A 24,949-nucleotide genomic window follows, 5' to 3' on the forward strand; every position below is an offset into this window, starting at 1 on the left:
AGGCGCGCTGAGCCGTTAGACTTTCCTGCGATGTCCCTCCTGATGCCCGCCACGATAGGCCGCGACCGGGCATGAACCACCCCGACAGCGGCATCGCGGTCGGCCTGACCGGACGGCCGCCGCGGGAGATCGCTGACCCGAAGCCACTCACCTCGCACGGCCCGGCGAAGGTTGTGGCGATGTGCAACCAAAAGGGCGGCGTCGGCAAAACCACGTCGACCATCAACCTGGGTGCGGCACTGGCCGAGTACGACCGGCGGGTGCTGTTGGTGGACATGGACCCGCAGGGAGCGTTGTCCGCGGGCCTCGGCGTGCCGCACTATGAGCTGGAAAAGACGATCCACAACGTGCTGGTGGAGCCGCGGGTATCGATCGACGATGTGCTGATTCACAGTCGGGTCAAGAACTTGGACTTGGTTCCCAGCAACATCGACCTGTCCGCGGCAGAGATCCAACTTGTCAACGAGGTGGGGCGCGAACAGACCCTGGCGCGAGCGCTGTATCCGGTGTTAGACCGCTATGACTACGTGTTGATCGACTGTCAGCCGTCGCTGGGCTTGCTCACCGTCAATGGGTTGACCTGCGCTGATGGCGTGGTCATCCCCTCGGAGTGCGAGTTCTTCTCGCTGCGCGGGTTGGCGTTGCTCACAGATACCGTCGACAAGGTGCGCGACCGACTGAACCCGAAGCTGAGCATCGGCGGCATCTTGATTACCCGCTACGATCCCCGCACCGTCAACTCCCGTGAGGTCATGGCCCGCGTCGTCGAACGGTTCGGTGACCTAGTGTTCGATACTGTGATCACCCGTACGGTTCGTTTCCCGGAGACCAGCGTCGCAGGGGAACCCATTACCACCTGGGCTCCGAAGTCGGCTGGCGCCCAGGCCTATCGCGCCTTGGCTCGCGAGTTCGTCGACCGATTCGGCGTGTGAACGGCACCGCAAACGGTCAGGCGGCACCGCAGAACGGCTGCTCGGATGTTGACGCCGAGGGCTACGCCGATGGATTCAAGGTGCGGCTGACCAACTTCGAGGGGCCGTTTGACCTGTTGTTGCAGCTGATTTTCGCACACCGTCTCGATGTCACCGAGGTGGCGCTGCATCAGGTCACCGACGACTTCATCGCCTATACCAAGGAGATCGGTTCGCGGCTGGATCTTGGCGAGACCACGGCTTTTCTCGTGATCGCGGCGACGTTGCTCGATCTCAAGGCGGCCCGGCTACTGCCAGCTGGGCAGGTCGATGACGAGGACGATTTAGCGCTGCTCGAGGTTCGAGACCTGCTGTTTGCCCGGCTGCTGCAATACCGGGCGTTCAAGCACGTCGCGGAGATTTTTGCCGAACTGGAGGCCAGTGCGCTGCGCAGCTATCCGCGCGCGGTAGCGCTCGAGGACCAGTTTGCCGGCCTGCTTCCCGAGGTGATGCTCGGCGTCGACGCCGATCGGTTCGCTGAGATCGCCGCGATCGCATTCACCCCGCGGCCGATGCCGACGGTGGGCACGGAGCATTTGCACGAACTGATGGTGTCGGTTCCGGAGCAGGCCAAATACTTGTTGACGGTGCTGGAAGCGCGGGGCAGTGGGCAGTGGGCGTCATTTTCGGAGCTGGTCGCCGATTGTCAGGCGTCGATCGAGATTGTCGGACGCTTCCTGGCGCTGCTCGAACTGTATCGATCGCGGGCGGTAGCATTCGACCAGTCGGAGCCCCTTGGCGTGCTCCAAGTGTCGTGGACCGGGGAACGGCCGAGCACTCCCGGTGATGATGCAGAGCGCAGCGATGAGGAGGAGCGGCGCCGATGACCCGCGTCGACGACGATGCAGAGCGCAGCGATGAGGAGGAGCGGCGCCGATTGAACCGCGTCGGCGACGATGCAGAGCGCAGCGATGAGGAGGAGCGGCGCCGATTGAACCGCGTCGGCGACGATGCAGAGCGCAGCGATGAGGAGGAGCGGCGCCTTTTGACTGAGCCAGAGCCCGATCACGATCTGGGTATTGAGATCGCTGAGCCGGTGGAGCTCGACGCCGATGAGCTCGCGCGGGTGCTGGAGGCGCTGCTGCTGGTGGTGGACACCCCAGTAACCGCCGAGGCGCTGGCCGCGGCCACCGAGCAACCGGTCTACCGGGTTGCCGCGAAGCTGCAGGTGATGGCGGACGAACTCGCCGAACGAGACAGCGGCGTCGACTTGCGATCCACTGGCGAGGGCTGGCGTTTCTATACGCGGGCACGGTTCGCGCCCTACGTGGAGAAGCTCTTGCTGGACGGCGCGCGGACGAAGCTCACGCGTGCCGCGCTGGAAACGCTCGCCGTGGTCGCCTATCGCCAGCCCGTGACTCGAGCAAGGGTGAGTGCGGTTCGCGGCGTCAACGTGGACGCCGTGATGCGGACCCTGCTAGCGCGCGGCCTGATCACCGATGTTGGCACTGACGCCGACACGGGCGCGGCGACGTTTGCCACCACTGAACTGTTCCTGGAGCGCTTGGGATTAACGTCACTGTCCGAGCTGCCCGATATCGCGCCGCTGCTGCCAGACGTCGACTCCATCGATGATCTGAGTGAATCCCTGGACACTGAGCCGCGTTTCATCAAACTTGCCGGCGGCCAGTCCGGCGACCAAACCCTGTCATTCGATGTGGACCGCGATTGATGGGCGCGCATGAGGATTCGCAGGGGAGCAGGGGCGTTCGCTTGCAGAAAGTGCTGTCCCAGGCCGGGATTGCGTCTCGGCGGACCGCCGAAAAGCTGATCGTCGAAGGCCGTGTGGAGGTGGATGGGCAGCTGGTGACCGAGCTGGGCACTCGGGTCGACCCAGACGTGTCGGTGATCCGCGTGGACGGGGCGCGGGTGGTGGTCGACGATTCGTTGGTCTATCTCGCGCTCAACAAGCCGCGCGGCGTGCATTCCACCATGTCCGATGATCGTGGCCGGCCCTGCGTTGGCGACTTGATCGAACGCAAGGTTCGCGGCACGAAGAAGTTGTTTCACGTCGGGCGGCTCGACGCCGACACGGAGGGACTGATCTTGCTGACCAACGATGGTGAGCTGGCACACCGGTTGATGCATCCCTCCCATGAGGTGCCCAAGACGTATCTGGCGACGGTGGCAGGGTCGGTGCCGCGCGGGCTGGGCAAGAAGCTTCGGGCCGGGGTTGAGTTGGATGACGGGCCAGCTCGTGTCGACGATTTCGCCGTGGTGGACGCGATCCCCGGTAAGACGCTGGTGCGGGTGACCCTGCACGAGGGGCGCAATCGAATTGTCCGCCGGCTTCTGGCGGCTGCGGGGTTTCCGGTGGAGGCTTTGGTGCGCACCGACATCGGTGCCGTGTCGTTGGGTAATCAGCGTCCGGGCAGTATCCGGGCGTTGCGGCTCGACGAGGTCGGGCAACTCTATAAAGCGGTGGGCCTGTGAGAGAAACGATCGGAACGAGCCCGTGAGTCGAGTGAGCGGAACGAACGCAGTGAGTGACGGGAGTGCAGCGAACCATCGGGCTGTGAGCGGAACGAGCGGAGATGCCGTCGTTGCGATAGACGGACCGGCGGGCACCGGAAAGTCATCGGTATCACGGGGATTGGCGCGTTCGTTGGGAGCGCGGTACCTGGATACCGGGGCGATGTATCGGATGGTGACGCTGGCGGTGCTGCGCGCTGGCATTGATCCGGCGGATGCCGAAGCGGTCGAGTCGGTCGCGTCGACGGCGCAGTTGTCAATGGGCTATGACCCTGAAGAGAGCAGTTGTCACCTGGGCGGAGAAGATGTTTCGTTCGAGATCCGCGGCGACCAAGTCACCCGGGCGGTATCAGCGGTGTCGTCGATTCCCGCGGTGCGGGAGCGACTTGTCGCACTGCAACGTTCCATGTCGGCCGGTCCGGGCAGCATTGTCGTGGAAGGTCGCGACATCGGTACGGTGGTCCTGCCCGACGCGCCGGTGAAGATCTTTCTGACCGCATCGGCGGAAACCCGTGCGCGGCGGCGCAACGACCAGAATGTCGCGTCGGGTCTGGCCGACGATTACGACGCCGTGCTCGCTGAAGTGCGTCGACGTGACGATCTGGATTCCACGCGTGCGGTGTCGCCGCTGAGCGCAGCCTCGGATGCGATCGTCGTTGACACCAGCGACATGACCGAGGCCGAGGTGGTTGACTACCTGCGGGAGTTGGTTACTCAGCGAAGCGGAGCCGTGCGGTGAGCCAGGACGGCACCTGGGTCGACGAAGGCGATTGGGAGCTCGTCGAATCCGATGCCGAAGAGTCCGGCGCCGCGCCGGTCGTCGCGGTGGTCGGCCGGCCCAATGTCGGCAAATCGACGCTGGTGAACCGGATCCTGGGCCGGCGCGAGGCGGTGGTGCAGGATGTTCCCGGTGTTACGCGCGACCGGGTTTCCTACGAGGCGTTGTGGACCGGGCGGCGGTTCGTCGTGCAGGACACCGGGGGATGGGAGCCAGACGCCAGAGGCTTGCAGCAACTGGTGGCCGAACAGGCGGCGGTGGCGATGCGCACCGCGGACGCGGTGATCCTGGTCGTCGACGCCGGTGTCGGTGCCACTACCGCCGACGAGGCGGCCGCGCGCATTCTGTTGCGATCGGGTAAGCCAGTCTTCCTGGCCGCCAACAAGGTTGACAGTGAGAAGGCCGAAGCGGACGCGGCGGCGTTGTGGTCGCTGGGGCTGGGGGAGCCGCACGCGATCAGTGCGATGCACGGCCGCGGGGTGGCCGATCTGCTCGATGAAGTACTGGCGGCGCTGCCGGATGTGGCGGAGTCGGCGTCGGCTGGCGGTGGTCCGCGGCGCGTGGCGCTGGTCGGCAAGCCCAATGTGGGCAAGAGCTCACTGCTAAACAAGCTGGCGGGGGATCAGCGCTCGGTCGTGCATGAGATTGCCGGTACGACCGTCGACCCGGTCGATTCGCTGATCGAGCTTGGCGGCAAGCTCTGGCGATTCGTCGACACCGCGGGCCTGCGCCGCAAGGTCGGTCAGGCCAGTGGGCACGAGTTCTACGCTTCGGTGCGCACGCACGGGGCCATCGACGCTGCCGAAGTCGTGATCGTGCTCGTCGATGCGTCAGAGTCGCTGACCGAGCAGGATCAACGGGTGCTGTCGATGGTCATCGAGTCCGGACGGGCCCTGGTGCTGGCGTTCAACAAGTGGGACTTGGTCGACGAAGACCGCCGCGAGCTGCTGGAGCGTGAGATCGATCGGGACTTGGTGCAGCTGCGCTGGGCGCGGCGTGTCAACGTTTCTGCGAAGACGGGGCGGGCGGTCCAGAAGCTGGTGCCGGCGATGGAGGGTGCGCTGGCGTCGTGGGACACCAGGATCGCGACTGGCCAGCTGAATGCCTGGCTCAAGGAGGTGGTGGCGGCCACGCCGCCCCCGGTGCGTGGCGGCAAGCAGCCCCGGATTCTGTTCGCGACCCAGGCGACGGCCCGACCACCGACGTTTGTGCTGTTCACGACCGGTTTTCTGGAAGCGGGTTACCGACGGTTCCTGGAGCGGCGGCTGCGTGAGACCTTCGGATTCGAGGGCAGCCCGATCCGGGTCAACGTCCGGGTGCGCGAAAAGCGGGGCGCCAAGCGCCGCTGAGCGCTCAGAGTGCGTTCAGGGATTCGAGTGTGCCGCTACGGCGGGATTCAGCCCGCTTTTCCGCCCCTTGCGCACACTCAACGCCCCAGCCGCACACTCGACCAGCTGTAGTGAACGGGTGGCCGTCAAACCCATGTACGCCACCTCGGGGCTCGGGTTGTGTGCGCGGGGCAAGCTGGGCCGCCGATGGCGTAGGCGGTCGGCGGTGTGGCGGTTCATCTGCGGTAGGCTTTCGACCTGCCGCCGGTGGCCTCGCCGGCGACAACGAGCACGACCGGGCTGTGGCGCAGTTTGGTAGCGCACTTGACTGGGGGTCAAGTGGTCGCAGGTTCAAATCCTGTCAGCCCGACCAATGTGGTGTCTCGGGACATCGTTGACAGGTGTCCCGAGACATTGTTGGCATCTAGACCCGGTTTGTGGGGCTGTTTCCGCTTTTTACGCCGCGTGGTTGGTAGTCGCGGGTGGGGTCGAGGGTGAGTTTGCGGATGAGTTGGCCGGTGTTGTGGTTGAGCACGCGGATGTCGAGGTCGTCGATGAGGACGGTGACTGTGGTTCCGCGGAGGTGTTTGGATAGGCCGATGTGGTGTAGGCGGCTGTTGTGGCGGAGGGTGATGACGCCGGCGGCGTCGATTGTGTCTCGGCGGACGCGGTAGTGCGGTGGGATCTGGTGACCGGTGGGGAAGGCCTTGGGCCGGCCGTGGAACGCCTGTATGGGGGTGCGGCGGCGTAGCGCCCGATGGGGGCGGACGGTGTTGTAGTAGTCCAGGAAGGCGTCGATCTGGTGTTGCAGCTCGGTGGGTGTCGCTGCTGGTGGTAGGGCGTGGAGGTGTTTCTTGAGGGTTTGGTGGAAGCGCTCGACCTTGCCGCAGGTCTGGGGATGGTAGGGGCGTGAGCGGCTGTATTTGATGCCGAGTTGACCCAGGGTGATTTCTAGGGCGGTGCGTCCGTTGCCGCGTTGTTTGGCGGTGAAGATGGCACCGTTGTCGGTGAGAATGGTTGCCGGCGTGTCCCATTGGCTGAATGCGGCGACGAAGTCATCGACGACGTCGGGTCCGCGGGTTACGGGTCGGGCGTGGCTGGAGATGGCAAGCCGGGAGTGGTCGTCGATGATGTTGAGTATCTCGACTTCGGTGTGGTCGGCGAGGTGCCAGTGGGTGACGTCGGCCTGCCACAACTGGTTGGGTTGTTCGGCGCAGAAGCGTTTCCACGATGAGCGGGGTCGTTTCTGCGGCTGCGCGACGACGAATCCGCGTCGGGTCAGGATTCGCCAGATCGTGGATACCGCGGGGACGTGGGGAACTGCGGGGTCGCGGGCGAGGTGTTCGGCGATGGTGGCAGCGCCAGCGTCGTAGCCCTGTCTATCCAAGGTTTTGCGCAGCCGCACGATTTTGTCTTCGAGTTGGCCGCCGACCGCGCGGGGATTGTGGTGGGGCCGGCGCGAGCGTGGTTCGAACGCGGCCGCGCCTTCGGATTCATAGCGCTTGACCAGTTGCTGGACCCAGTAGCGCGAGACCTCGTAGTCGCGGGCGACGTCGCTTTTGCTGCGCCCTTCCAACACGACGGCGGTGATGACGAGCTGCGCCTTGGACATGGCTGACCTCCCGAAACAACGAGGTGTCAACTATGTCGCGAGACAGCTGCCAACTATGTCGTGAAACCAGACACTGTCAGCCCGACCAATGTGTGACTGACGGGGGCCGGTGACAGGCTGGGCTTTGGTCTTTTGTAGCAGCCTTTCGTATGGGGTTTGGCCGCCGAGCCCGCCGTGGGGTCGGTGGTAGTTGTAGTAGTCCTCCCATTCCTTGAGCTTCTGGTTGAACAGGCCGGCGTCGTCTTCGACGACACCGTCGAGCAGCCGGTAGAACTCTTCGGCATCGATGCGGTGCGAGCGTTCCACTTTCCCGTTGAGCCTGGGTGTAGCCGGGCGGATATAGGCGTGGCCGATACCCTGGTCGGTCGCGTGCCAATGGAAGCTGGATTGGAATTCCGCGCCGTTGTCGGTCTGGATCTTCTCGACCTGGAATGGCATACGTGAGATCACGTAGTCGAGGAACTGGATCGCGGTCTTTTGATCGGAGCGGGGGTAGGCCCGTAGCACGCGTAGTCGGGTGCAGTCGTCGATCGCGGTGTACTGGTAGTAGCGCTTGCGGCGGCCCGATCCGGTGGTGATCGGCTCGATGAACTTCACATCGATTTGCACGTGATGGCCGGGCCGTTGCTTTTCGTAGCGTTTCCAGCGGCCCGAATGGCGCTTGTAGCGTTGTGAGGCGGGCAGACGGTTCATCCCGAGCCGCTTGAGGATTCGCCACACCCCTGACGCGCTGATCGTGACGTCGTGGTAGCGCTTGAGGTACATGGTGATCCTCGATGGCCCGAAGTGGTAGTGCTGCCGCAGGTGAATGATCTTGTCCACCACCTCTGGCTCGGTGATCGTCGGGCAGTGCAGCGGGGCGCTGGAGCGGTCTTTGAGGCCGTCGAGGCCCTCGTCTTCGTAGCGCCGCTTCCACCGGTAGAACACGTTGCGGCTGATGCCGTAGTAGCGGCAGGTAGCCGCCACGTTTCCGCTGACTTCCTCGGCGTGCTTCAGCACGGCCAGGCGACGGTTGGCCCGCCTGAGCAGTTCCTTCTCACTCCAAACACGATCAGCCATGTGGCTCCCTTCCTCAGGAGCCCAGACTGTCAACAACCTCAGTCAGTTTTACACTGTCAGCCCGACCAAGAAAAACCCGCTCTGACCAGTGCTGGAGGGGGTTTTATGCTTCTCGGCTTCGGAGCGGCTCGACGCCAGTGGGCCAGCAGTATCCCAAGGCGCTCTCGCGTTGGCTGTCGGCGCCGGCTTGCAGGTGACTTGGGCAGTGGTGAAGGCCGACGTGACCCCGCTCGCCTGGCCGAAGCGCACCCGGGCGGGTTTGGGACGCCAGATTCACAGGTGATTGGGTGCGGGTCGTTCTTGTGGCGGCGCCTGTGTGGCGGCTTGCGGTGTTGGCTGCTGGGGCGTGGTTTTCGGCCAATGCCATGCCTAGGCTGTTAACAGTGTCGGGCCCATTGCGGGGTGGTTGGAGGAACTGGCCGTGAGCGACGAGCAAGACTCGCGGGTCGGGTCGATGTTTGGGCCCTATCACCTCAATCGCCTGCTGGGCCGCGGCGGGATGGGCGAGGTCTATGAGGCCGACCACACCGTCAAAGGGTGGACGGTCGCGGTCAAGCTGATGACCGCGGAGTTCAGCGAGGACCCAGTGTTTCGCGAGCGGATGAAGCGCGAAGCGCGCATCGCCGGGCGGTTACAGGAACCCCACGTGGTGCCCATCCACGAATACGGCGAAATCGACGGGCGCCTGTTCTTGGAGATGCGCCTAGTCGAGGGCACCGACCTCGACAGCGTGCTCACACGCGACGGCCCGCTGACCCCGCCACGGGCGGTGGCCGTCATCGCCCAGATGGCCTCGGCTTTGGATGCCGCCCACGCCGATGGGGTGATGCATCGCGATGTCAAGCCGCAAAACATCCTGCTCACCCGCGACGACTTCGCCTACCTGGTCGACTTCGGCATCGCCAGCGCCGCCACCGACGAAAAACTCACCCAGTTGGGCAGCGAGGTGGGCACCTGGAAATACATGGCTCCCGAACGGTTCTCCGACGACGAGGTGACTCACCGCGTCGACGTCTATGCGCTGGCGTGTGTGCTCCACGAATGCCTGAGCGGGGCCCCGCCGTATCGCTACGCCAGCTCCGGCAGGCTGGTCGCCGCCCACCTGATGGATCCGATCCCGGCGCCCAGCACCATGCGCGCGGGCATCCCGAAGGCCTTCGATGCGGTGATCGCGCGTGGTATGGCCAAAAAACCCGAGGACCGTTTCGCCAGCGCCGGTGATCTCGCACGAGCCGCCCACAAAGCGCTGAGCACCCCCGACCAAGACCACGCCTTCGACATCGTGCGCCGCAGCGAGGAATCCGCCGTGGGCCCGCCCACCCCGACCCCGCAGTACCACCAAGGCGGCCGGGCCGGCTCGCCACCGGGCACCGAGCCGGGAATCGCCGAGGAACCCCACGTGAGGACGGAACGGCTCAGCGCTGTGACCGGGCCCGTGGATGTGAGTGCTTCCATCTCACCCCGTCAGCTGCTCGTCGACGAAGTCACGGCGTTGTACCGGTCGGAGCAGTGGCAGGAGGTCGTGGCGAAAGCAGATGAACTAGCCCGTCTGGACCCTGGTGATCCGGATCCGGGCGGCATGGTCACCGACGCGCGGGCCAGGCTGCGTCAGGCCGATCTCGAACATCGCTACGCCGCGGGAGTGGAATTGCTCCAGAGGGCTCGGTGGCGGGAAGCGATTCGCGCGTTTACCGCGATCGAGCAAGAACAGCCGGGCTACCGCGATACCTCAGCGTTGATCAGCGCGGCTAAAAAGCTTGATGAAAAAACGGGAAATGATCAGGAATCAGCCCCCGAACCGTCACCGTCGCTCGACTCGCTGTCCTTGATCACGGCACTTCGCGGGCTTGGGAGACCAAGCGTGCCGGTCGTCGTTGGGGTGGCCGGGGTCGTCGCCCTCATCGCGGCAGTCGCGATCATCGTCGGGATGCAGGATTCGAATTCCTCGAAGACGGCATCCTCAGTTTCGTCGGAGACCACGGCATTGGCTTCGCCGCCGCTAGGGACGCTCGTTGAAGCGCCTCCGCCTGCGACGATCGACGCGTACATCAAGGCGAACAACATCCGGGCGACGACGGTCACTCCGTCGACACCGGGCGCACCGAAGATCATTCTCCCTGTGCCGCCAGGCTGGACACGCATGCCAGAAGGCCCGGGCGACAAATATTTTGGGGTCGTCTTCGATACCCCAACAAACCCTGAGGATGCCCCGCGGTTCATCGTGACCGTCAAAAAGCTGGTGGGCGATGTCGATACGGAGAAGGTTCTCGCCCTTGCGGCTGGTTCGGCTGAGGAACTGTCAGGCTATGCGGGCGATCCTCCGGTGCAAGCCGAGTTGAGTGGCTTTCCCGGAGCTCGACTGGCCGGCACGTACATGAAGAAAGATGTGCCGCGGATGGTTATGCGATACGTCGTCGTGATCCCAGCAGCGAACGGCACGTATCTGATGCGAATCAGTGTTGACAGCCCGGAGGCCGACACTGACGCGGTGCAGGCGGCAGCCAAGGTGTTCACGCAGAAAACCACCATCACGGTGTGAGTGCGCTAGATCTGAGGGTTTCTCATGCCTGCATCTAAGGGCCATACTTTCACATATCGAGACGAATGCGACCGAAGGATGAGCACATGGATGCGCAGACGACAGCGCCGCGGTTCCGGCGTCCTCGGGTTCTAGTATCTACCGCCGCGATCACCGCCGGCCTGAGCATTGTTTTGCTGGGGCCTAGCGATCAGGATGCCGTGAAGAGCGATGCGGCTTCGCCCCATGCCACCCGGTCGATGGATTACGTCCTACTCAACGACGATCCATGGGCTCCTGATCCAGAACCCGCGCCACCTCCGCCTGCGGCGCCACCGGCGTACAACCCGCCGGCAACGAGGCAGTACGTACCACCCCCGGCTCCGCCACCGCAGGTGACGGTGAGGTGGGATCATCCGATAACGTCCGCCTTCGTGTCGATGGCGAACGTGCCTGACGGGTCTACGGTCGGATGCCGGATGTCAGTGGTGCCGATCGCGGGTCTCGCCGCGTCAGTCGGCTACACGCAGCCTGATTTCAATTTCACTTTGGTCGGCTCGCAGGAGGCGGTGCTGCCGGCCGGTAGCAGCCTGGGGCCCGCGACCGGTTCGACCTGGCGCAATACCGTGACGTGCGACAATGGTGCGTCGGTGACCGTGGACGAGGTCTACTGACTGACCGCCTGAACGGTGCTGGACGTCCGAGATGGGCGACCTGTTCTACCCTGATCGCCACCGGTGCCATCCTTCCCTCAAAGGAAGGTGCGCATAAGACCCGCGAGGCTTCTCTGTCTGCGGTCGGTCGATGCACTGAAGGGCCGACCACCACCCTGGCGGCCGACACTGGGCCGCGGACAGCGACTGCGACACGGTCTAACTGGTCGTTGTCCCGCGGCGCTAACCCTTGAGCCGAATCTTCCAGCGTACGAATGCGGCGTAGGCCACACAGATCACCGCGAGCATCGCCATGTCGAACATCCATGCCGACGGTGTGTGCTCCCAGTGCGCGTCTTTCGGCGTCAGCGGACCGGCCAGTTTGATGAGGTCCACTGTCGACGCCGATGCGGCGTAACCCCACCGAGCCGGTGTCGCCCACGACATTTGGTCCAGCAGAGGGCGATCGGTCACCGGGGTCATGCCGCCGGACAACACCAGCTGCGACATGACCGTGACCACCAGCAGCGGCAAGATCTGCTCGTTCGACCGGGCCAGCGCCGAAAGCGCAAGCCCGACCATCGCCGCGGCCACACAAGTGAATGCGATGTCGACGAACAATTCCAGGGCCGGGTTCTTGAGCATTACCGCGCCCTGAGTCGGAGCTCCCTTGCCCCACACCGCGATAGCCGTCACGATCGCCGACTGCAGGACTGCGAACACCGTGAAGACGAAGATCTTGGCCAGAAGATACGCGGTCGTCGAAAGACCCACGGCCTGCTCGCGCAGGAAGATGGCCCGCTCCCCGATCAGGGCCCGAATCGTCAGTGCCGTGCCCATGAAGATCGCGCCGATGTTCAGCATGACCAGAGTCTGTACCGGTTCATTCGGCGCGAGGGAATCCGGGTTGGGGGGGCCGAAGCCGATATCACCGGGCTGGGCCAACGACAGCACTCCCATGATGAATGGCAGCAGCAACAGGAAGATGAAGTAGCCGCGATCGGACACGATCAGCCGCATCTGTCGTCGTGCGATCGTCGAGAACTGCCGCCACAGGCTGGTGTGCACCGGCTTACCCAGCTGCGAGGGTGTCGCGGTCTCGGCGGGCTCCTTGGGCGGGGCGGCGCGTTCGAGGAATCGGCGGTGAACCGCATCCGGATCCGTGCCCACCTTGGTGAAGATGTCCGCCCAGTTGGTGGTGCCCATCGCCGGGCCGATCTGGCCCGGCGGCCCGCAGAACGCGGTCTTGCCACCGGGCGCAAGCAGCAACACCTGGTCGCACACGTCGAGGTATGTCAGTGAGTGCGTCACCACTACCACGACGCGACCGGCATCGGCGAGCTGGCGCAGCATCGTCATGACCTGCCGGTCAAGCGCCGGGTCGAGGCCCGACGTGGGCTCATCGAGGATCAGCAGCGACGGACTGGTCAGTAACTCCATCGCCACCGAGACGCGCTTGCGCTGACCACCCGACAGCTTGTCCACCCGCTTGTCTGCGTGCTGGGTCAACTCGAGTTCCTCGAGCACCCGCGCGATCACCTGGCATCGGTCGTCCTTGCTGGTGTCCGGCGGCAGCCGCAACTCGGCAGCATAACCCAGCGCCTGGTTGACGGTGAGCTGGCTATGCACGACGTCGTCCTGCGGAACCATCCCGATCCGGCTGCGCAGCGACGCATACTCGGCGTGGATGTCGTGACCCTCGAACGCCACCATGCCGGTGTTCGGTTGGGTCGTCCCGACGACCACCTTGGCCAGTGTCGACTTGCCCGCACCTGACGGCCCGATCACCGCCGTGAGCGTTCCCGGCTGGGCGGCCAAAGAAATCTCGTCGAGCAGGGTGGGGCCGTTCTCGACCGACAAGCTGATGTCTCGGACCTCCAAACCGACTGTGCGGGTTGCGGCTTCGGTCTCCGTGCGCAGGATCAGCATGCCAGCCGAGAAGATGAGGTCGACGTTGCCGATCGTCACCACGTCGCCTTCGCTCAGTACTGCCGAGTCGACGCGGGTTCCGTTGACGAATGTCCCGTTGATGCCGCGCGCATCGCGGATCTCCACACCTTGCGGCGTCGGCACCAGCGTGGCGTGGTGACGTGATGCAAGCACGTCGGGGATCACAATGTCGTTGCCGGCGACGCGGCCAATCGTGGTCGACCCCGGCGGGGGCGGCGGAGGTCCGCCACGCAGGATTCGCACCACGCTCGTGGCGATGTTCGATACCTCGCCGCGCGGCCGCTGGCCCACCGCAAAGGTCAGGCGAGGTCCGTCGGGGCCACCGATCGTGATGCGCTGGCCGTCGTGAATGTCGACCATCGACACTCGCCGATCGTCGACGAACATCCCGTTGCGGCTGCCGTTGTCGACGGCGATCCACCCGCCGCGCCTAAACCGCAGGACTACATGCATCCTCGACACCCGTGGATGCGTGATGCGCACGTCGGCGCGCAGATCACGGCCGATGACCACGTCGTGACCCGGCGCGAAGGTGCGGTGTGTCCCGTCCGTGCGAACGGTCAGCGCGGGCGGCGGTGGCTGGTTCATCGGCACCAACCCTATCGAGACTTGCCCTGCCATCCCGGAGTTCCCGCGATGCACGTGACGACGCTGCGGGTGCGGCCGTCGGCGGTGACCCTATAGGCTCCCGCGACGAACACGTCCGCGACATCGGCCAGAACCGGCTGTTCCGCTTCATGTCGAGCATCAACTGAGCGGCTGATGCGGAGGGCCGCTGCGGTTTCCGGGGCGGGCTCAGGCGTTGCTAAGCCAGACTGACTGGTAGGGCTCCAGGCGGAGTTCACGCTGCCCTTTGCGAATTGCCTGTCCCGATATCAGGTCACGCCAGGCGACGGTACTGACCAGATTTACATTGTCGAGCGACACTGTCTGTGGCTCGTCGGATACGTTGCTGATACTGAACACATCCTGTTGGCGATCGATGGATTGCCGCCAGACGCCGAATATTTCGAGACCCAGATGCAACGTGAACTGAACGGCATTCGGATGGAATGCTTTTTGTTTACGCCGCAGTTTGAGCAACTCTGTCAGCCGTGCGAGCACTATCGCAGCTTCGGAATTCTCGTTCGCCAGCAGCGCTTCGATCTCGTCGAAAACCCAAACGCGGCGATTGATGGATCGTTGCTGTCCTGTCTCCGCCACGGCCTCGAGGTCGTTGCGAGTTCCCAGGAGACTATGAATATATAACGCCGGAATGCCTTCGAGTGACAGCATGATTGCATGGGCGCACACAAAGCGGTTCATCTGATGTGAATCGCTGCCATCGATCGTTCCGGCAAGCGCATCGAACAAGCTGATGTTGACCTCGTACGGATGCGCCTCTCCGTCGGGACCGGTGCGCATCGAGAGGCGTCCGCCAAACCCCGTCAGCGCATCGAGCAGCCGCGTCCGTTCATTCAGCGACAGCAAACCGTCCGCTGGTCTTAGCCCGATACCGTCGTGCGATGCGATGAAGTTCAGATACGCCGTTCCGTGACGCGCGGGCGGCATGCTCATCATCCAGGTCTTCAGGTGCCGGCAGTCACCGGTCAGCAGTGTATGGACGAGCAGCGGCGGCAACGAGAAATTGTAGATCGCATGCGCCTCGTTCGCGTTGCCGAAGTAGGTCAGGTTATCCCGATTCGGAACGTTGGTTTCCGTAATGAGAAGCACATCGTGCTCGCAGAATTCTACGAGCGTGCGCAGCAGCTTCACGACCTCATGAGTGCGCTGATCGTGCACGCACGTCGTACCCGGCTCCTTCCAGAGAAATGCCACTGCGTCGAGCCGCAGGACCCGAATTCCGTGATCGATGTAGAACCGAATGATCTCGATGAAGCGCAGCAGGACTTCGGGGTTGCTGAAATCGAAATCGATCTGATCGTGTCCGAAGGTGCACCAGACCCATCGAACGCCGTCAGCCGTTTCGACCCTCTTGCGCAGCGGATTAGAACGTGGCCGCACGACAAGGCTCAGGTCATCGGATGGCGAGGCTTCCTTGAAGTAATCCTTACCAGGGTCCTTTCGCTCGATGAAGTTGTTGAACCAGGTCGACTGGCTCGAACCGTGATTGATGACGAGATCAACCATGAGGCGATAGCGTTCCGCGATGGCACGAACGTCCTTCCACGTGCCGGCCCTGCGGTCGACTTCCTTGTAGTCGATGACGGCGAATCCATCATCGGAACTGTAGGGGAAGAACGGCAGCACGTGGACGCCGTTGATCGACTCGGCAAGATGCCGGTCGAGAAAATCGAGCAACGTCTGCAAACCCGGTCGCTCTGGATCTTCGATGCTGCCTGCGTAGGTAATGACCCAGCAGTCCGTTTCGTCCCAGTAGTTGGTGAACGGTTCTGGCGCACTGACCTTGTCCGCATAGTTCATCGCCTCGAGCACCGGCGTCACGAGACGCCGGGCGCGCGGCACGCCGTAGATTACTTCGAGGTGCTGACGGACGCGCGCACGCAACGCGCGAGTGCCACTACTGCCGGCCATTGATCAGAAGCTCCATGTCAGGCTGATATTTCTGCGCGATCTTCTTCGACCGCCGAGAGCAGGTCGTCCAGCACATTCGGCACGGCGCTGATGACTCGATTCCACGCCGGAATGAACGGTTGGTCCATTGGGTTTTCGAGGAACTGGGCGCCCGCCTTCACGACGTTGCTGGCGAACAGCTCGACTGCCTGCTCTTCGGTGTGTCGATCGTACTTCAGCCCGTTGATCGAGGCATCCGCTGCGAACGCTTCGACGAAATCGAGCGCGACGCGATAGTAGGTCGCCTTGATCGTCCGAATCTTGTCGATCGAAAAACTGTGTCCCTGAATCGCGAGTTTGCGAAACATCGCCTTCGCGATATCCAGACTCATCTTCGATAGTCCGCGGCTTGCGTCGTCCGGACTCAGACCCTGGTGCTTGTGATCGTAGCGATCAGCAATGTCGACCTGGCAAATGCGGTTGTTTGCATAGTTGCGTTGCATCTCGCTCAGAACGCCGATTTCGAGACCCCAGTCAGAGGGGATCCGCAGGTCGTTGATGACGTCACGGCGAATTGCGAATTCCCCGGCCAGCGGATAGCGGAAGCTGTCGAGGAAATCGAGAAACTCGCTGTGCCCGCAGACGATCGACATCGATCGGATGAGAGGCGTGACGAGCAATCGCGCTACACGACCGCCGATATTCGTGTCAGTCACCCGGGCGTAGTAGCCCTTGCAGAATTCAAAACTGAACTTGTTGTTCGCGATCGGATAGATCAGCCGTGCCAGCAGATCGCGCTGATACGTCTTGATGTCGCAGTCGTGCAACGCGATTCCGTCGGCGCGACGCGACGCCAGCGCATACCCGTAGCAGTACCAGACGTTGCGGCCTTTGCCGGGCCGCGACGGTGCAAGTCCTGCTGCAGCCAGCTTCCTGTCGAGCTCGCGCAGGCGAGGCCCATCCTGCCAGAGGATTCGGCAGTGCTGCGGCAAGCGGCTGAAATACTCATGCGCATGGCGAAACTGCTCGCGATCTGCGGCGTCGAGACCGATGATGATCTCGTTCAGATACGGCACTTTGCACAGCTCCTGGACGATCGTCTCGAGCGCCGGCGTCTGCAGTTCGGAATACAGTGACGGCAGCACGAGCCCCAGGGGCCGCTGCCTCGAGAAATCGATCAGTTCCCGTTCGAGCTCGGCGACCGGTCGCTGTGTCAGGTTGTGCAACGTTGTTACGACGCCGTTTTGATGAAAGTCACCCACGCGTTCTCGTCTCCAACAGATCGAAAAGTGCATTTTGCCATCCGGGCGGGCCTTCCTGCTCGGTGCGGATGACATGAGGATGATCGCCGAGGTCGATGCTGTGCCCGTGCCGCGCGCGGACCACGACCGCAATATCGGCGGCGGCCAGCATCGCGGCATCGTTCGGGCCGTCCCCGAGCGCGATGCAGGTCAGCGTCTCATCGGGTGATTCCTTTCGAAAGGCTGCCATCAGGCTCATCATTGCGCTGGCCTTGTCGACCTGACCCATGACGTGAGTGAAGCGTCCGCCGCGCAGGCAACGCAGACCGTGCGCTTCGATCGCTGCGCAAAATGCTTCGTAACGTTGCGGTATATCCCGCCAAAGCACTGGCTCCGTCGCTCGGCGTTCGTTTGCCAGGTGCGCAGCCGCCGGGTCGAGTCCCGTCGCGGCAACGATGCCCGCTTCCCCCATCTCGAAGAAGGCCTCACAGCGATAGTCGCCGCCGCGCCTGACGACGCGGTAGACGCGCTGCAGGACGGCTCGTTCGGCAGGCGTTTGGCGCACCGCCAGTTCCCCGCTGAAGTAGTTGTCAGGCACGTCGATGACCGCGCCATTTTCTGCGATGACCGGATGCTCGAGACCGAGCTCAGCACGCAGCGGCGTCAGTTCGGCAAGCGTCTTGCTGCTGTTCAGGACGACTGGGATTCGCCGACGCTTGAGTTCATCGAGTGCTACGGCTGCGCCCGCCCACGAATAGGTATCGCTATCGAGCAGCGTGCCGTCGAGGTCGGTGAAAATGACAGGATTTGAGATGGCGCCGATCTTAGCGTCGTGCACGCGGTTCCACCGCTCGACAATCCAGGACGAGACGCTGCTGTCACGCAGATGTCACAACATGGGTGCAACGAGACAATAGCCGCGGGAGACGCCGTGAGGCAGATTGCCCAGCCCAGCGCAACATTGGGGCACCAAAGAGACAACCAGCCCATGGCCGACCGGGAGTCGCGTGGTCACAGGTTCAACTCCTGTCAGCCCGACGCAGGTCTTGTCGATTCGGTGCATGAACAACGCCTCATGCTGCAGTCATCCCGGTCTCACTTCGGCCCCTGACTCTGAGACATGACCGCGAGAGACGCGGTTCAACAAACGTATGAGGAGTTCCTGATCAATGATGGTCGACCATGTCAAACCCAGCTTGAAGGTACTGATCGCGAGCCTCGGGATAGTTGGCCTTGGCGTTGTCGCTGCCCCGACCGCGATGGCCGACGACGGCTCGGACGACCGCCTAACTTGTCGTTCTATGTGTAGGTAGCCAGGCCGCGTCTGACGCCAACGACGACGAGCGGTTTCGCGTCATGTCGTTAGCGCAGGCGATGACGGCTCAGATGAGCGGCCTGGCATAACCGTTCCCGATCAACAAGTCGGATAACGACGACGGCCGGTTGTACTCGACCCGGCCGCTCTGCCGTGGCATGTCGGATGGGCTAGCCATCTTCGCTCTTCCGGTGGACTACTCCGAGGTGGGCGTACGGCCAACCGCCGAGTAGGACGCCGGTAGCGGTGACGAGAGTCGTGATCACGGTGGTGTTCTCCTGAGGTTTGGTGTTCATTGAAAAGCCGAGGACCGGCCCGCCGAAGTGGGCCGGCCCAAACCACACGATCGCCGCCGTATGGCTCTTGTGTGGCGATCGGACGGCCGAGTTGAGGTGACTGTTGGATACACCGATTGTCCTGGTTCATGGGACCAATGCCGGCCCGTGGACTATGGCGAACTTGATCGAGCACTTTTCCGATCTCGGCTGGCCATGCCTAGGCCCCGCATATCGGCATCACGACGCATCGCCGTCCGTTGACACCGCGGAACTGCTCACCGGAATCAGCATCGCCGACTATGTCGACGACATCGCCGCGGCCATCGACCCGTTGGACACCAAGCCGATCATCATCGGCCACTCGCTCGGCGGCGTGATCGCCCAGAAGCTCGCGGCCGCTGGTAAGGCACAGGCGATCGTGTTGCTCAATGGCAGCGTCAACTGGGGCATTCTGCCCACAACCGTGGGGGAGCGCGCCCTTGCCAGAGCACTAATGTCCGCCGGTCCGTTCTGGGAGCGCACACTGCTGCCCGACTTCGACACAATGTCCACCTTCGGGCTCAACATGCTCGACCCGGCCGTCCAGCGCGACGTCTTTGACCGCCTCGCACCAGAATCGGGTCGCGCTATCTTCGAGCTTTTCCTGTGGATGTTCGATGACAACGAAACGACCAGAATCGACTATCGGAGCATCACCTGTCCGGTCCTGGTGCTGTCGGGCAGCGAGGATTTGGCCGTCCCACCGTCGACGGCTCGCCTCATCGCCCAGCGGCACGGTAGCTTCGCGACGTTTCACGAGGCCGAAGGCTTCGGACATTATCTGACACTGGAGCCGCGCTGGCGGCAGATCGCCGACGTGTGCGCGCGATGGTTGCAAACCGTGGCCGCATGATCACGGTGATATCGCCGAATCGTGTCCGGGCAGCACTACCGTTCTTGCCCTGGCTGCGGCGATGGGATGAGTTCTGGACGCCTGTGGAATCGGTTATTCCCTCCGATAGCAGTAATTGTTAAAGCGTCGGCCGATTTGTTTCAGGCCACGTCGGTTCCGTTTTGTTGGTGGTTGTTTGGGCATTTTCTGCAATGACCGGATGCGCGAGACCGAGCTCAGCACGCAGCGGCGTCAGTTCGGCGAGCGTGTTGCTGCTGTTCAGGACACTGGGATTCGCCGACGCTTGAGTTCATCGACTGCTACTGCTGCGCCCGCCCACGAATAGGTATCGCTACCGACAGCGTGCCGTCGAGGTCGGTGAAAATGACAGGATTCAAGACAGCGCCGATCTTCATGTCCTGCACGCGGCTGCCCGTCATCGAAGCGCAGACACGCTGTACGAGGTGAGGTCTCGGCGTGGAGCCGCGCTGCGAATGCCCCCAGCAACACTCCAGATCTGGCTGAGCAGAACGCCTAAGAAGATCAGCCTTCCAGTTCGGACATCGATCTCGAGCGCGCAACGCCAAGAATCTCCCCGCGCGAAGGCTCAGTTGAGGCCCACGACCACGTCGGTCACGATGCCGGTGTTCGCCAGCAAGGACAGCTAGGCCGACACGCCGTGACGCCGATGCGGCGCGCAGACGTTGTTCACGGTGGCGGGCTGGCGGGCTTCAGTAGGATGTCTGCCCAATGAGGATGGCTAGGTTCGCTCTGACGTGGGTGGTGCTGGTCGACGTCATGGGCCAAGGGCTGGCGTTTCCCATCTTCAACACCCTGGTGACCGATCCGTCGGCTGGCTTCGTGCAGCAGAACATCACCGCCAGCGCGGCGGGGATGGACTACAGCGTGCTGGTTGCAGCGTTTTTTCTCACCTGGTTCATGGGTGTGGTCATCATCAGCCGGCTGTCCGACTCGGTGGGGCGACGCTGGGGCATTCTCATCTGCCTCGGCGGGGCGTTCACCGGCTATGTCCTGACGATCGTCGCAGTTTTCATCGATAGCTTTGCGCTGTTGCTGATCAGCCGCGCTATCACCGGGTTCACCGCTGGCACCCAGCCGATCGCGCAGGCCGCCATGGTCGACCTGTCGACGAACGAGAACGAGAAGGCGCGCAACATGGGCCTGATCACGCTGGGAATCAGCGGCGGGCTTGTTGCCGGTCCACTGATCGGTGGCGTCTTCTCCGACAAGTCGCTGATCGGTGACATCGCCACGTTGTGGCTCCCGTTCTTGATCGGCGGTGCGCTCAATCTCGTGGCCATGATCTTCGTCTTCGTCTGGTTTCACGACCGCAAGACCTACCACGCTCCATTGCGGGTCAACCCGCTAGACATCTTTCGCTTGCTGTGGGAGGTCAAAGACCACCCGGCGGTGATGCGCGTCTCCGGTGCGTTCTTCTTCTTCCAGCTGTCGCTGCTGGGCGCGTGGATCTTCATCGCGACCTATCTCACCGACACCTTCGGCCTCAAGACCGGCGGAACCAGTCTCGGAATGCTGGTTTTCGGCGTAGGGCTGGGCTTCGCGAGCGTCGTGCTCGTCGGGCCGGTGACTGCCCGGTTCCCGCGTTGGGCGATCGTCGCCGCGGCGCAGGTTGGCATCATCGCCTCGATCGCGTTGTTCATCGGTGCGCAAACGCCGCTCATCGCCTACGTTGCCCTCGTGCCGATGGCGGTCTGCTTCGGGCTGGCGTACCCAGCGATCCTCACGGTCTTTTCGGCAACCGCCGGCGAGGACCGGCAGGGCTGGGTGATGGGCGTGCAGACGGCGCTGGCCACGCTCTCTGCCGGGTCTGTCTCGCTCCTCAGCGGTGAGCTACTCGGGCTCGGTCCGCGCGCGCCCTTCTACGTCGCGATCCTTGGCGGCGTCATCGCGCTCTTGATAATGGCGATGTTCTGGCGGGCGCCAACGATGCGGACCCCGATCGGTTCCGCCTCGGCACAACCGTGATGTGAGAAAGACCCGTCCGCGATGCTCAACAACCAAGACCAAGCCATACCCAGCGCGGCTTTGTCCTAACTTCCACAGGTGTTGGCACGCGGATCGCCGGATTTCTATTGCCCCCACCCAAGCTGTCCTTGAGCCCGCTCGGTTGGGTCGGGGAGGATCAGGGCCGCGAAGCCGGCCCGATAGTGGGAATACTTGTGCCGCCATCACGCTGCCGCGCGGTAGGCATGGGTGGTTCGGCGTCGCCGATCTGCTCCAGGTTCACCCCAGTGGTCTCGATCCGGTAGACGATGGTGACAACCGCGCCGAGCAGAAAGCCGGCGACCAGGATGGCGAGCAGAGTAGCCGTGCCGATCTCGTCGAGCAGAACAGGAAACAAGAACGCGGTCAGCACCGCGCCGACTTTGGCGAAGGATGCGGCAAACCCGGCGCCCTTGCCGCGCAGATGGGTGGGGAAGACCTCGCCCGCCAGCAGGTAGGTCATCGAGTTGGGCCCCAGGTTCGTCATGAAGTAGAACAGCATGAAACCGGCGAAGAGCAGCACCATGTTGTGCCCGCCATCCGGTCTGATGGACAGCGCAGCCAATCCGAGGCCAGCCGCACAGCTGATGAAGCCGAGGGCCTGGAGCTTGATGCGGCCAATCTTGTCCACGAGGAAAATGGCGACAAGGATGCCGATGACGAACAAGACGTTCATGATCGCCGATCCTTCAGCCGCAAGCAGGTCGTTATGGACCGTGTCGGCCAACGTGTGTGACGCGGATTTGGCCCCGATCACAGCCACCAGAATCGTCGGAGTGAAGATGCCGATCCCGTAGGTCCCCAGGTCCTGAAGGAACCACGGAACGGAGGCGAAGATCGTGGCCCGTCGGTGTCTTCGCCCGAATAACGCTGCGTAGCCGCTGTCGTCGGGAGCAGCCGGTCCGCTCTCCGCCGAGCGCTTGAGGGACACCCTCTTGGGGTACGGAGGGTGGCGTCGCAGGAGTCGGCCGGTCGCACGCTCGGCCTCCGCGGTTCGCCCCTGAGAGGCGAGCCAGTGCGGGCTGTCGGTGACGAAGAACCGCCCGATGATGACCAGGATTGCCGGGACGATCGCGGTGGCATACATCCACCTCCAGGCACCCACGTCGGGTTCCTCGTGGAGGACGACGAACCCCACCAGCGTGCCGAAGAGCGCCCCCACTGCCTGAAACGCGAAGGCGCTCAGCACCAAGCGACCGCGCTTCCGCGTCGGGATGCTCTCCGAGATCACCATGTGCGCCGTTGGATAGTCGCATCCCAACGCCAAACCGGCCCCGAACAGGAAGATGACCAGCAAGGTGAAGCTCGGTGTCAGCGTCAGCGCTACCAGGAAAACGGTGAAGATAATCATTTCCACGATGAACATCCGCTTGCGCCCGTAGGCGTCCGCCAACCCACCGAGGGCGGTTGCCCCCACGAGGATGCCGGCCAGGGATGCCGCTGTGACAAGACCCTGGGCGGAAGCCTTGAGGTCGAACTCGATGGCGAGCAGTGGTAGTGCCACGCCGGTCATGAAGACGACCATGCCCTCGAAGAACTTGCCCGCACAGGCCAGCGACCAGATGCGCCACTGCATGGACGTCATTGGCGTGGAGGCCGTGTTGGTGCCGTCTGCCCAAATCGGTCGCTCGTCGATGTATTCCTGGACGGTCCTCGGGGTGGTGGTGGTGGTTGTCGGGTTCTCCTCGGTCATGGCACCTCCGTTTTGGCTTAGCGGAATGCGACCGTGCGCAGCCGTAGTATCGCCGCGGGCATGGGCGCCGAGCTTTCGATGTTCGAGTGTTTACGTGCTCTTAACCTTCCATTCGAAATTTGCGATGCGCCACGTGCACGGTCACCGGCAACACAGCGGGAGGCCCTACGCACCTTCCCGGGACTTGTTGCGAGGGGTGCATTCTGTGTCTGGCCTGCCGATGGCCCCGGAACCTGCGGCAGCTGCGAACGCCGACAATCTGTCCCTGCCCCAAACTAGAATTTCCTGCGGATCGACAGTCGGGTTCCCCGAACCTCTAGTAGGCACGATCGCGTGACGGGAGGCTCAAAGTCTATGCCAAGTGACAAGTTTGACGTGCTGGTGATTGGTGCCGGACTTGCCGGTTTGCGTTGTGCCCGTGTGCTAGCCGCGGCTGGACGCGACGTGCAAGTGTGGGAAGCCGCTGATGAGGTTGGCGGCCGCATTCGCACCCGCGCCATCGATGGATTCCTCTGCGACCGCGGTTTTCAAGTGTTGAATCCGGCCTATCCCGAACTCAAGCGCGCCATCGATATATCCGATCTGCGTTTGCAGCCATTTGGTGCAGGCGTCGCTGTGCGGCGCCAGTCCGGTTCGGCGGTGTGGGTTCATCCGCTGCGGGAACCGGCGCGCGTGCCCAGCATGCTGGCGCACGGGGGAGTGCGGCCAGCGGGAGTGCTTGCGTTGCTGCGGTGGTCCCTGCCGGCGCTGCGACCCAGAGCTCTCAAATCCTCACAGCGTCAAGACCGCAGTTTGCGAGAAGGCCTGGACCGGCAGGGCGTGCGCGGTGAACTGCGCCGCGTGATCGACCAATTCCTGGCCGGTGTCGTCCTCGACGACACCGGCGCTACCTCCAACGCATTCGCGCTATTGCTGGCCCGCGTGTTCCTGCTCGGTGTCCCAGCGCTGCCTTCGGATGGCATGCGCAGCCTGCCCCGCCAACTAGCCGCACCACTCGGCGACCGAATCGTATTGCAACGCAGCGCACTTCACGTCGAGTCTGACGCGGACGGTTGGCAGGTGCACAGTCCTGACGGCGTGGTCCACGCGACCCACGTCGTCGTTGCGACCGACCCGGCTGCTGCTGCGGCGTTAACGGATGTGGCGACGCCGCCTGCGCATGGAGTCGTGACTGATTGGTGGGCCACCGATCAGATGCCGCCGGGGCCCGCCATGCTATGGATCGACAGCCGCACCGATAAACCTGGGCCAGTGATCAATACCGCTGTCATCAGCGCGGCCGCGCCCACCTATGCACCCCGAGGGCACCATTTGATCGCGGCCACAGCGCTGCTGGCGCCGACCGCGACGCCACCGCCGGAAGACGCGACGCGACAACACGCCGCAGACATCTTGGGCGCGGACGGCCGCAGCTGGACCTTGCTGACACGCGACGTCATCCCGGAGGCCTTGCCGGCGCAACTGCCGCCGCTCCGTGTGCGCCAATCGGTACGCCTGGCGGCGGGACTGTGGTGCTGTGGGGATCACCGCGATACGGCCTCGATCCAGGGTGCACTGGTCAGCGGACGCCGCACCGGCGAAGCGATTCTGCGGAGCCCTGCCCGAATCTAGATGGCACTTGGCGCAGCGGTTCTTGCCCGGAGAATAGCTCTGCGTTCGGTGCGTCAAGGA

The 24,949-nt window shown here is 63.5% G+C and carries 18 protein-coding genes, 1 tRNA gene and 2 pseudogenes; 13 read left to right on the forward strand and 8 right to left on the reverse strand.

All coding sequences use genetic code 11. The annotated features are described in order from the left end of the window. The first annotated feature begins 71 nt into the window (after positions 1-71). From F6B93_RS10505 to F6B93_RS10535, 7 genes are all read left to right on the forward strand, one after another. Positions 72-932 carry a ParA family protein gene (locus tag F6B93_RS10505; protein ID WP_211699046.1) on the forward strand — a complete coding sequence of 287 codons (861 nt, stop codon included), beginning with the start codon at positions 72-74 and terminating at the stop codon, positions 930-932. Then, positions 929-1,798 (forward strand): segregation/condensation protein A, encoded by an 870-nt coding sequence (locus F6B93_RS10510; RefSeq protein WP_211699047.1) that lies wholly within the window; start codon positions 929-931, stop codon positions 1,796-1,798. Before F6B93_RS10505 ends, F6B93_RS10510 begins: the two co-directional genes overlap by 4 nt. A 158-nt stretch (positions 1,799-1,956) precedes the next feature. Next, positions 1,957-2,643, forward strand: a complete 687-nt coding sequence (gene scpB, locus F6B93_RS10515; RefSeq protein ID WP_211699399.1) for an SMC-Scp complex subunit ScpB — start codon at positions 1,957-1,959, stop codon at positions 2,641-2,643. Then, the gene (locus tag F6B93_RS10520) at positions 2,643-3,404 is read left to right on the forward strand and encodes a pseudouridine synthase (protein ID WP_425518519.1); all 762 of its coding nucleotides are present in this window, start codon (positions 2,643-2,645) and stop codon (positions 3,402-3,404) included. Before scpB ends, F6B93_RS10520 begins: the two co-directional genes overlap by 1 nt. A gap of 82 nt (positions 3,405-3,486) precedes the next feature. Beyond that, the gene (gene cmk, locus F6B93_RS10525; protein WP_211699049.1) at positions 3,487-4,182 is read left to right on the forward strand and encodes a (d)CMP kinase; all 696 of its coding nucleotides are present in this window, start codon (positions 3,487-3,489) and stop codon (positions 4,180-4,182) included. Next, entirely contained in the window at positions 4,179-5,570 is a 1,392-nt protein-coding gene (der, locus tag F6B93_RS10530) for a ribosome biogenesis GTPase Der (RefSeq protein WP_211699050.1), read from the forward strand. Before cmk ends, der begins: the two co-directional genes overlap by 4 nt. A gap of 275 nt (positions 5,571-5,845) precedes the next feature. Next, positions 5,846-5,922, forward strand: a tRNA-Pro gene (locus F6B93_RS10535). A gap of 51 nt (positions 5,923-5,973) precedes the next feature. Here the strand turns inward: F6B93_RS10535 and F6B93_RS10540 are convergent. Together F6B93_RS10540 and F6B93_RS10545 are read right to left on the reverse strand one after the other, a co-directional pair. Further along, positions 5,974-7,161, reverse strand: coding sequence for an IS481 family transposase (locus F6B93_RS10540; RefSeq protein WP_211696398.1), 1,188 nt, complete (start codon positions 7,159-7,161; stop codon positions 5,974-5,976). 129 nt (positions 7,162-7,290) lie between these two features. Then, a pseudogene (locus F6B93_RS10545) lies at positions 7,291-8,220 on the reverse strand (IS481 family transposase); the annotation flags it as partial. Positions 8,221-8,641: 421 nt separating this feature from the next. Between F6B93_RS10545 and F6B93_RS22795 the strand changes: the two are divergent. From F6B93_RS22795 to F6B93_RS10555, 3 genes and pseudogenes are all read left to right on the forward strand, one after another. Next, positions 8,642-9,523, forward strand: a pseudogene (locus F6B93_RS22795) (serine/threonine-protein kinase); the annotation flags it as partial. Between the two features lie 624 nt (positions 9,524-10,147). After that, the gene (locus F6B93_RS22800) at positions 10,148-10,759 is read left to right on the forward strand and encodes an LpqN/LpqT family lipoprotein (protein ID WP_246541125.1); all 612 of its coding nucleotides are present in this window, start codon (positions 10,148-10,150) and stop codon (positions 10,757-10,759) included. 458 nt (positions 10,760-11,217) lie between these two features. Continuing rightward, positions 11,218-11,412 (forward strand): hypothetical protein, encoded by a 195-nt coding sequence (locus tag F6B93_RS10555; RefSeq protein WP_211699052.1) that lies wholly within the window; start codon positions 11,218-11,220, stop codon positions 11,410-11,412. Positions 11,413-11,634: 222 nt separating this feature from the next. On the opposite strand, the gene F6B93_RS10560 is transcribed toward F6B93_RS10555, so the two are convergent. From F6B93_RS10560 to F6B93_RS23390, 5 genes are all read right to left on the reverse strand, one after another. Then, the gene (locus F6B93_RS10560; RefSeq protein ID WP_211699053.1) at positions 11,635-13,929 is read right to left on the reverse strand and encodes an FHA domain-containing protein; all 2,295 of its coding nucleotides are present in this window, start codon (positions 13,927-13,929) and stop codon (positions 11,635-11,637) included. Positions 13,930-14,136: 207 nt separating this feature from the next. Next, positions 14,137-15,876, reverse strand: a complete 1,740-nt coding sequence (locus F6B93_RS10565; RefSeq protein WP_211699054.1) for a sugar phosphorylase — start codon at positions 15,874-15,876, stop codon at positions 14,137-14,139. A 17-nt stretch (positions 15,877-15,893) separates the two neighbouring features. Continuing rightward, positions 15,894-17,117: a glycosyltransferase family protein gene (locus tag F6B93_RS10570; protein WP_211699055.1), complete on the reverse strand. Its 1,224-nt coding sequence runs from the start codon at positions 17,115-17,117 to the stop codon at positions 15,894-15,896. Continuing rightward, a complete protein-coding gene (locus F6B93_RS10575; RefSeq protein WP_211699056.1) occupies positions 17,110-17,934 on the reverse strand; it encodes an HAD-IIB family hydrolase in 825 nt (274 codons plus the stop codon). Before F6B93_RS10575 ends, F6B93_RS10570 begins: the two co-directional genes overlap by 8 nt. A 647-nt stretch (positions 17,935-18,581) precedes the next feature. Next, positions 18,582-18,707: a hypothetical protein gene (locus F6B93_RS23390; protein WP_281426146.1), complete on the reverse strand. Its 126-nt coding sequence runs from the start codon at positions 18,705-18,707 to the stop codon at positions 18,582-18,584. Positions 18,708-18,810: 103 nt separating this feature from the next. Here F6B93_RS23390 and F6B93_RS10580 point away from each other — a divergent pair, with 103 nt between their 5' ends. Both F6B93_RS10580 and F6B93_RS10585 read left to right on the forward strand, forming a co-directional pair. Beyond that, entirely contained in the window at positions 18,811-19,581 is a 771-nt protein-coding gene (locus F6B93_RS10580; protein WP_211699057.1) for an alpha/beta hydrolase, read from the forward strand. A gap of 729 nt (positions 19,582-20,310) precedes the next feature. After that, on the forward strand, positions 20,311-21,567 hold the full coding sequence (locus tag F6B93_RS10585) for an MFS transporter (protein ID WP_211699058.1): 1,257 nt from the start codon (positions 20,311-20,313) through the stop codon (positions 21,565-21,567). Positions 21,568-21,724: 157 nt separating this feature from the next. Here the strand turns inward: F6B93_RS10585 and F6B93_RS10590 are convergent, their stop codons facing one another. Then, positions 21,725-23,278 (reverse strand): MFS transporter, encoded by a 1,554-nt coding sequence (locus F6B93_RS10590; RefSeq protein WP_211699059.1) that lies wholly within the window; start codon positions 23,276-23,278, stop codon positions 21,725-21,727. Between the two features lie 354 nt (positions 23,279-23,632). On the opposite strand from F6B93_RS10590, the gene F6B93_RS10595 reads away from it, so the two are divergent. Beyond that, a complete protein-coding gene (locus F6B93_RS10595; RefSeq protein ID WP_211699060.1) occupies positions 23,633-24,889 on the forward strand; it encodes an FAD-dependent oxidoreductase in 1,257 nt (418 codons plus the stop codon). Positions 24,890-24,949 lie beyond the last annotated feature (60 nt).

The organism is Mycobacterium spongiae (assembly GCF_018278905.1).
Lineage (GTDB): Bacteria > Actinomycetota > Actinomycetes > Mycobacteriales > Mycobacteriaceae > Mycobacterium > Mycobacterium spongiae.

What these genes read in the sequence shown, in the direction of transcription:
- F6B93_RS10505 (WP_211699046.1), top strand. Translation starts at nt 72, where the DNA reads ATGAACCACCCCGACAGCGGCATCGCGGTCGGCCTGACCGGACGGCCG.
- F6B93_RS10595 (WP_211699060.1), top strand. Translation starts at nt 23,633, where the DNA reads ATGCCAAGTGACAAGTTTGACGTGCTGGTGATTGGTGCCGGACTTGCC.
- F6B93_RS22800 (WP_246541125.1), top strand. Translation starts at nt 10,148, where the DNA reads ATGCAGGATTCGAATTCCTCGAAGACGGCATCCTCAGTTTCGTCGGAG.
- F6B93_RS10590 (WP_211699059.1), bottom strand. Translation starts at nt 23,278, where the DNA reads ATGACCGAGGAGAACCCGACAACCACCACCACCACCCCGAGGACCGTC.
- F6B93_RS10520 (WP_425518519.1), top strand. Translation starts at nt 2,643, where the DNA reads ATGGGCGCGCATGAGGATTCGCAGGGGAGCAGGGGCGTTCGCTTGCAG.
- F6B93_RS10560 (WP_211699053.1), bottom strand. Translation starts at nt 13,929, where the DNA reads ATGAACCAGCCACCGCCGCCCGCGCTGACCGTTCGCACGGACGGGACA.
- F6B93_RS10565 (WP_211699054.1), bottom strand. Translation starts at nt 15,876, where the DNA reads ATGGCCGGCAGTAGTGGCACTCGCGCGTTGCGTGCGCGCGTCCGTCAG.
- F6B93_RS23390 (WP_281426146.1), bottom strand. Translation starts at nt 18,707, where the DNA reads ATGAACACCAAACCTCAGGAGAACACCACCGTGATCACGACTCTCGTC.
- F6B93_RS10540 (WP_211696398.1), bottom strand. Translation starts at nt 7,161, where the DNA reads ATGTCCAAGGCGCAGCTCGTCATCACCGCCGTCGTGTTGGAAGGGCGC.
- F6B93_RS10585 (WP_211699058.1), top strand. Translation starts at nt 20,311, where the DNA reads ATGAGGATGGCTAGGTTCGCTCTGACGTGGGTGGTGCTGGTCGACGTC.
- F6B93_RS10555 (WP_211699052.1), top strand. Translation starts at nt 11,218, where the DNA reads ATGTCAGTGGTGCCGATCGCGGGTCTCGCCGCGTCAGTCGGCTACACG.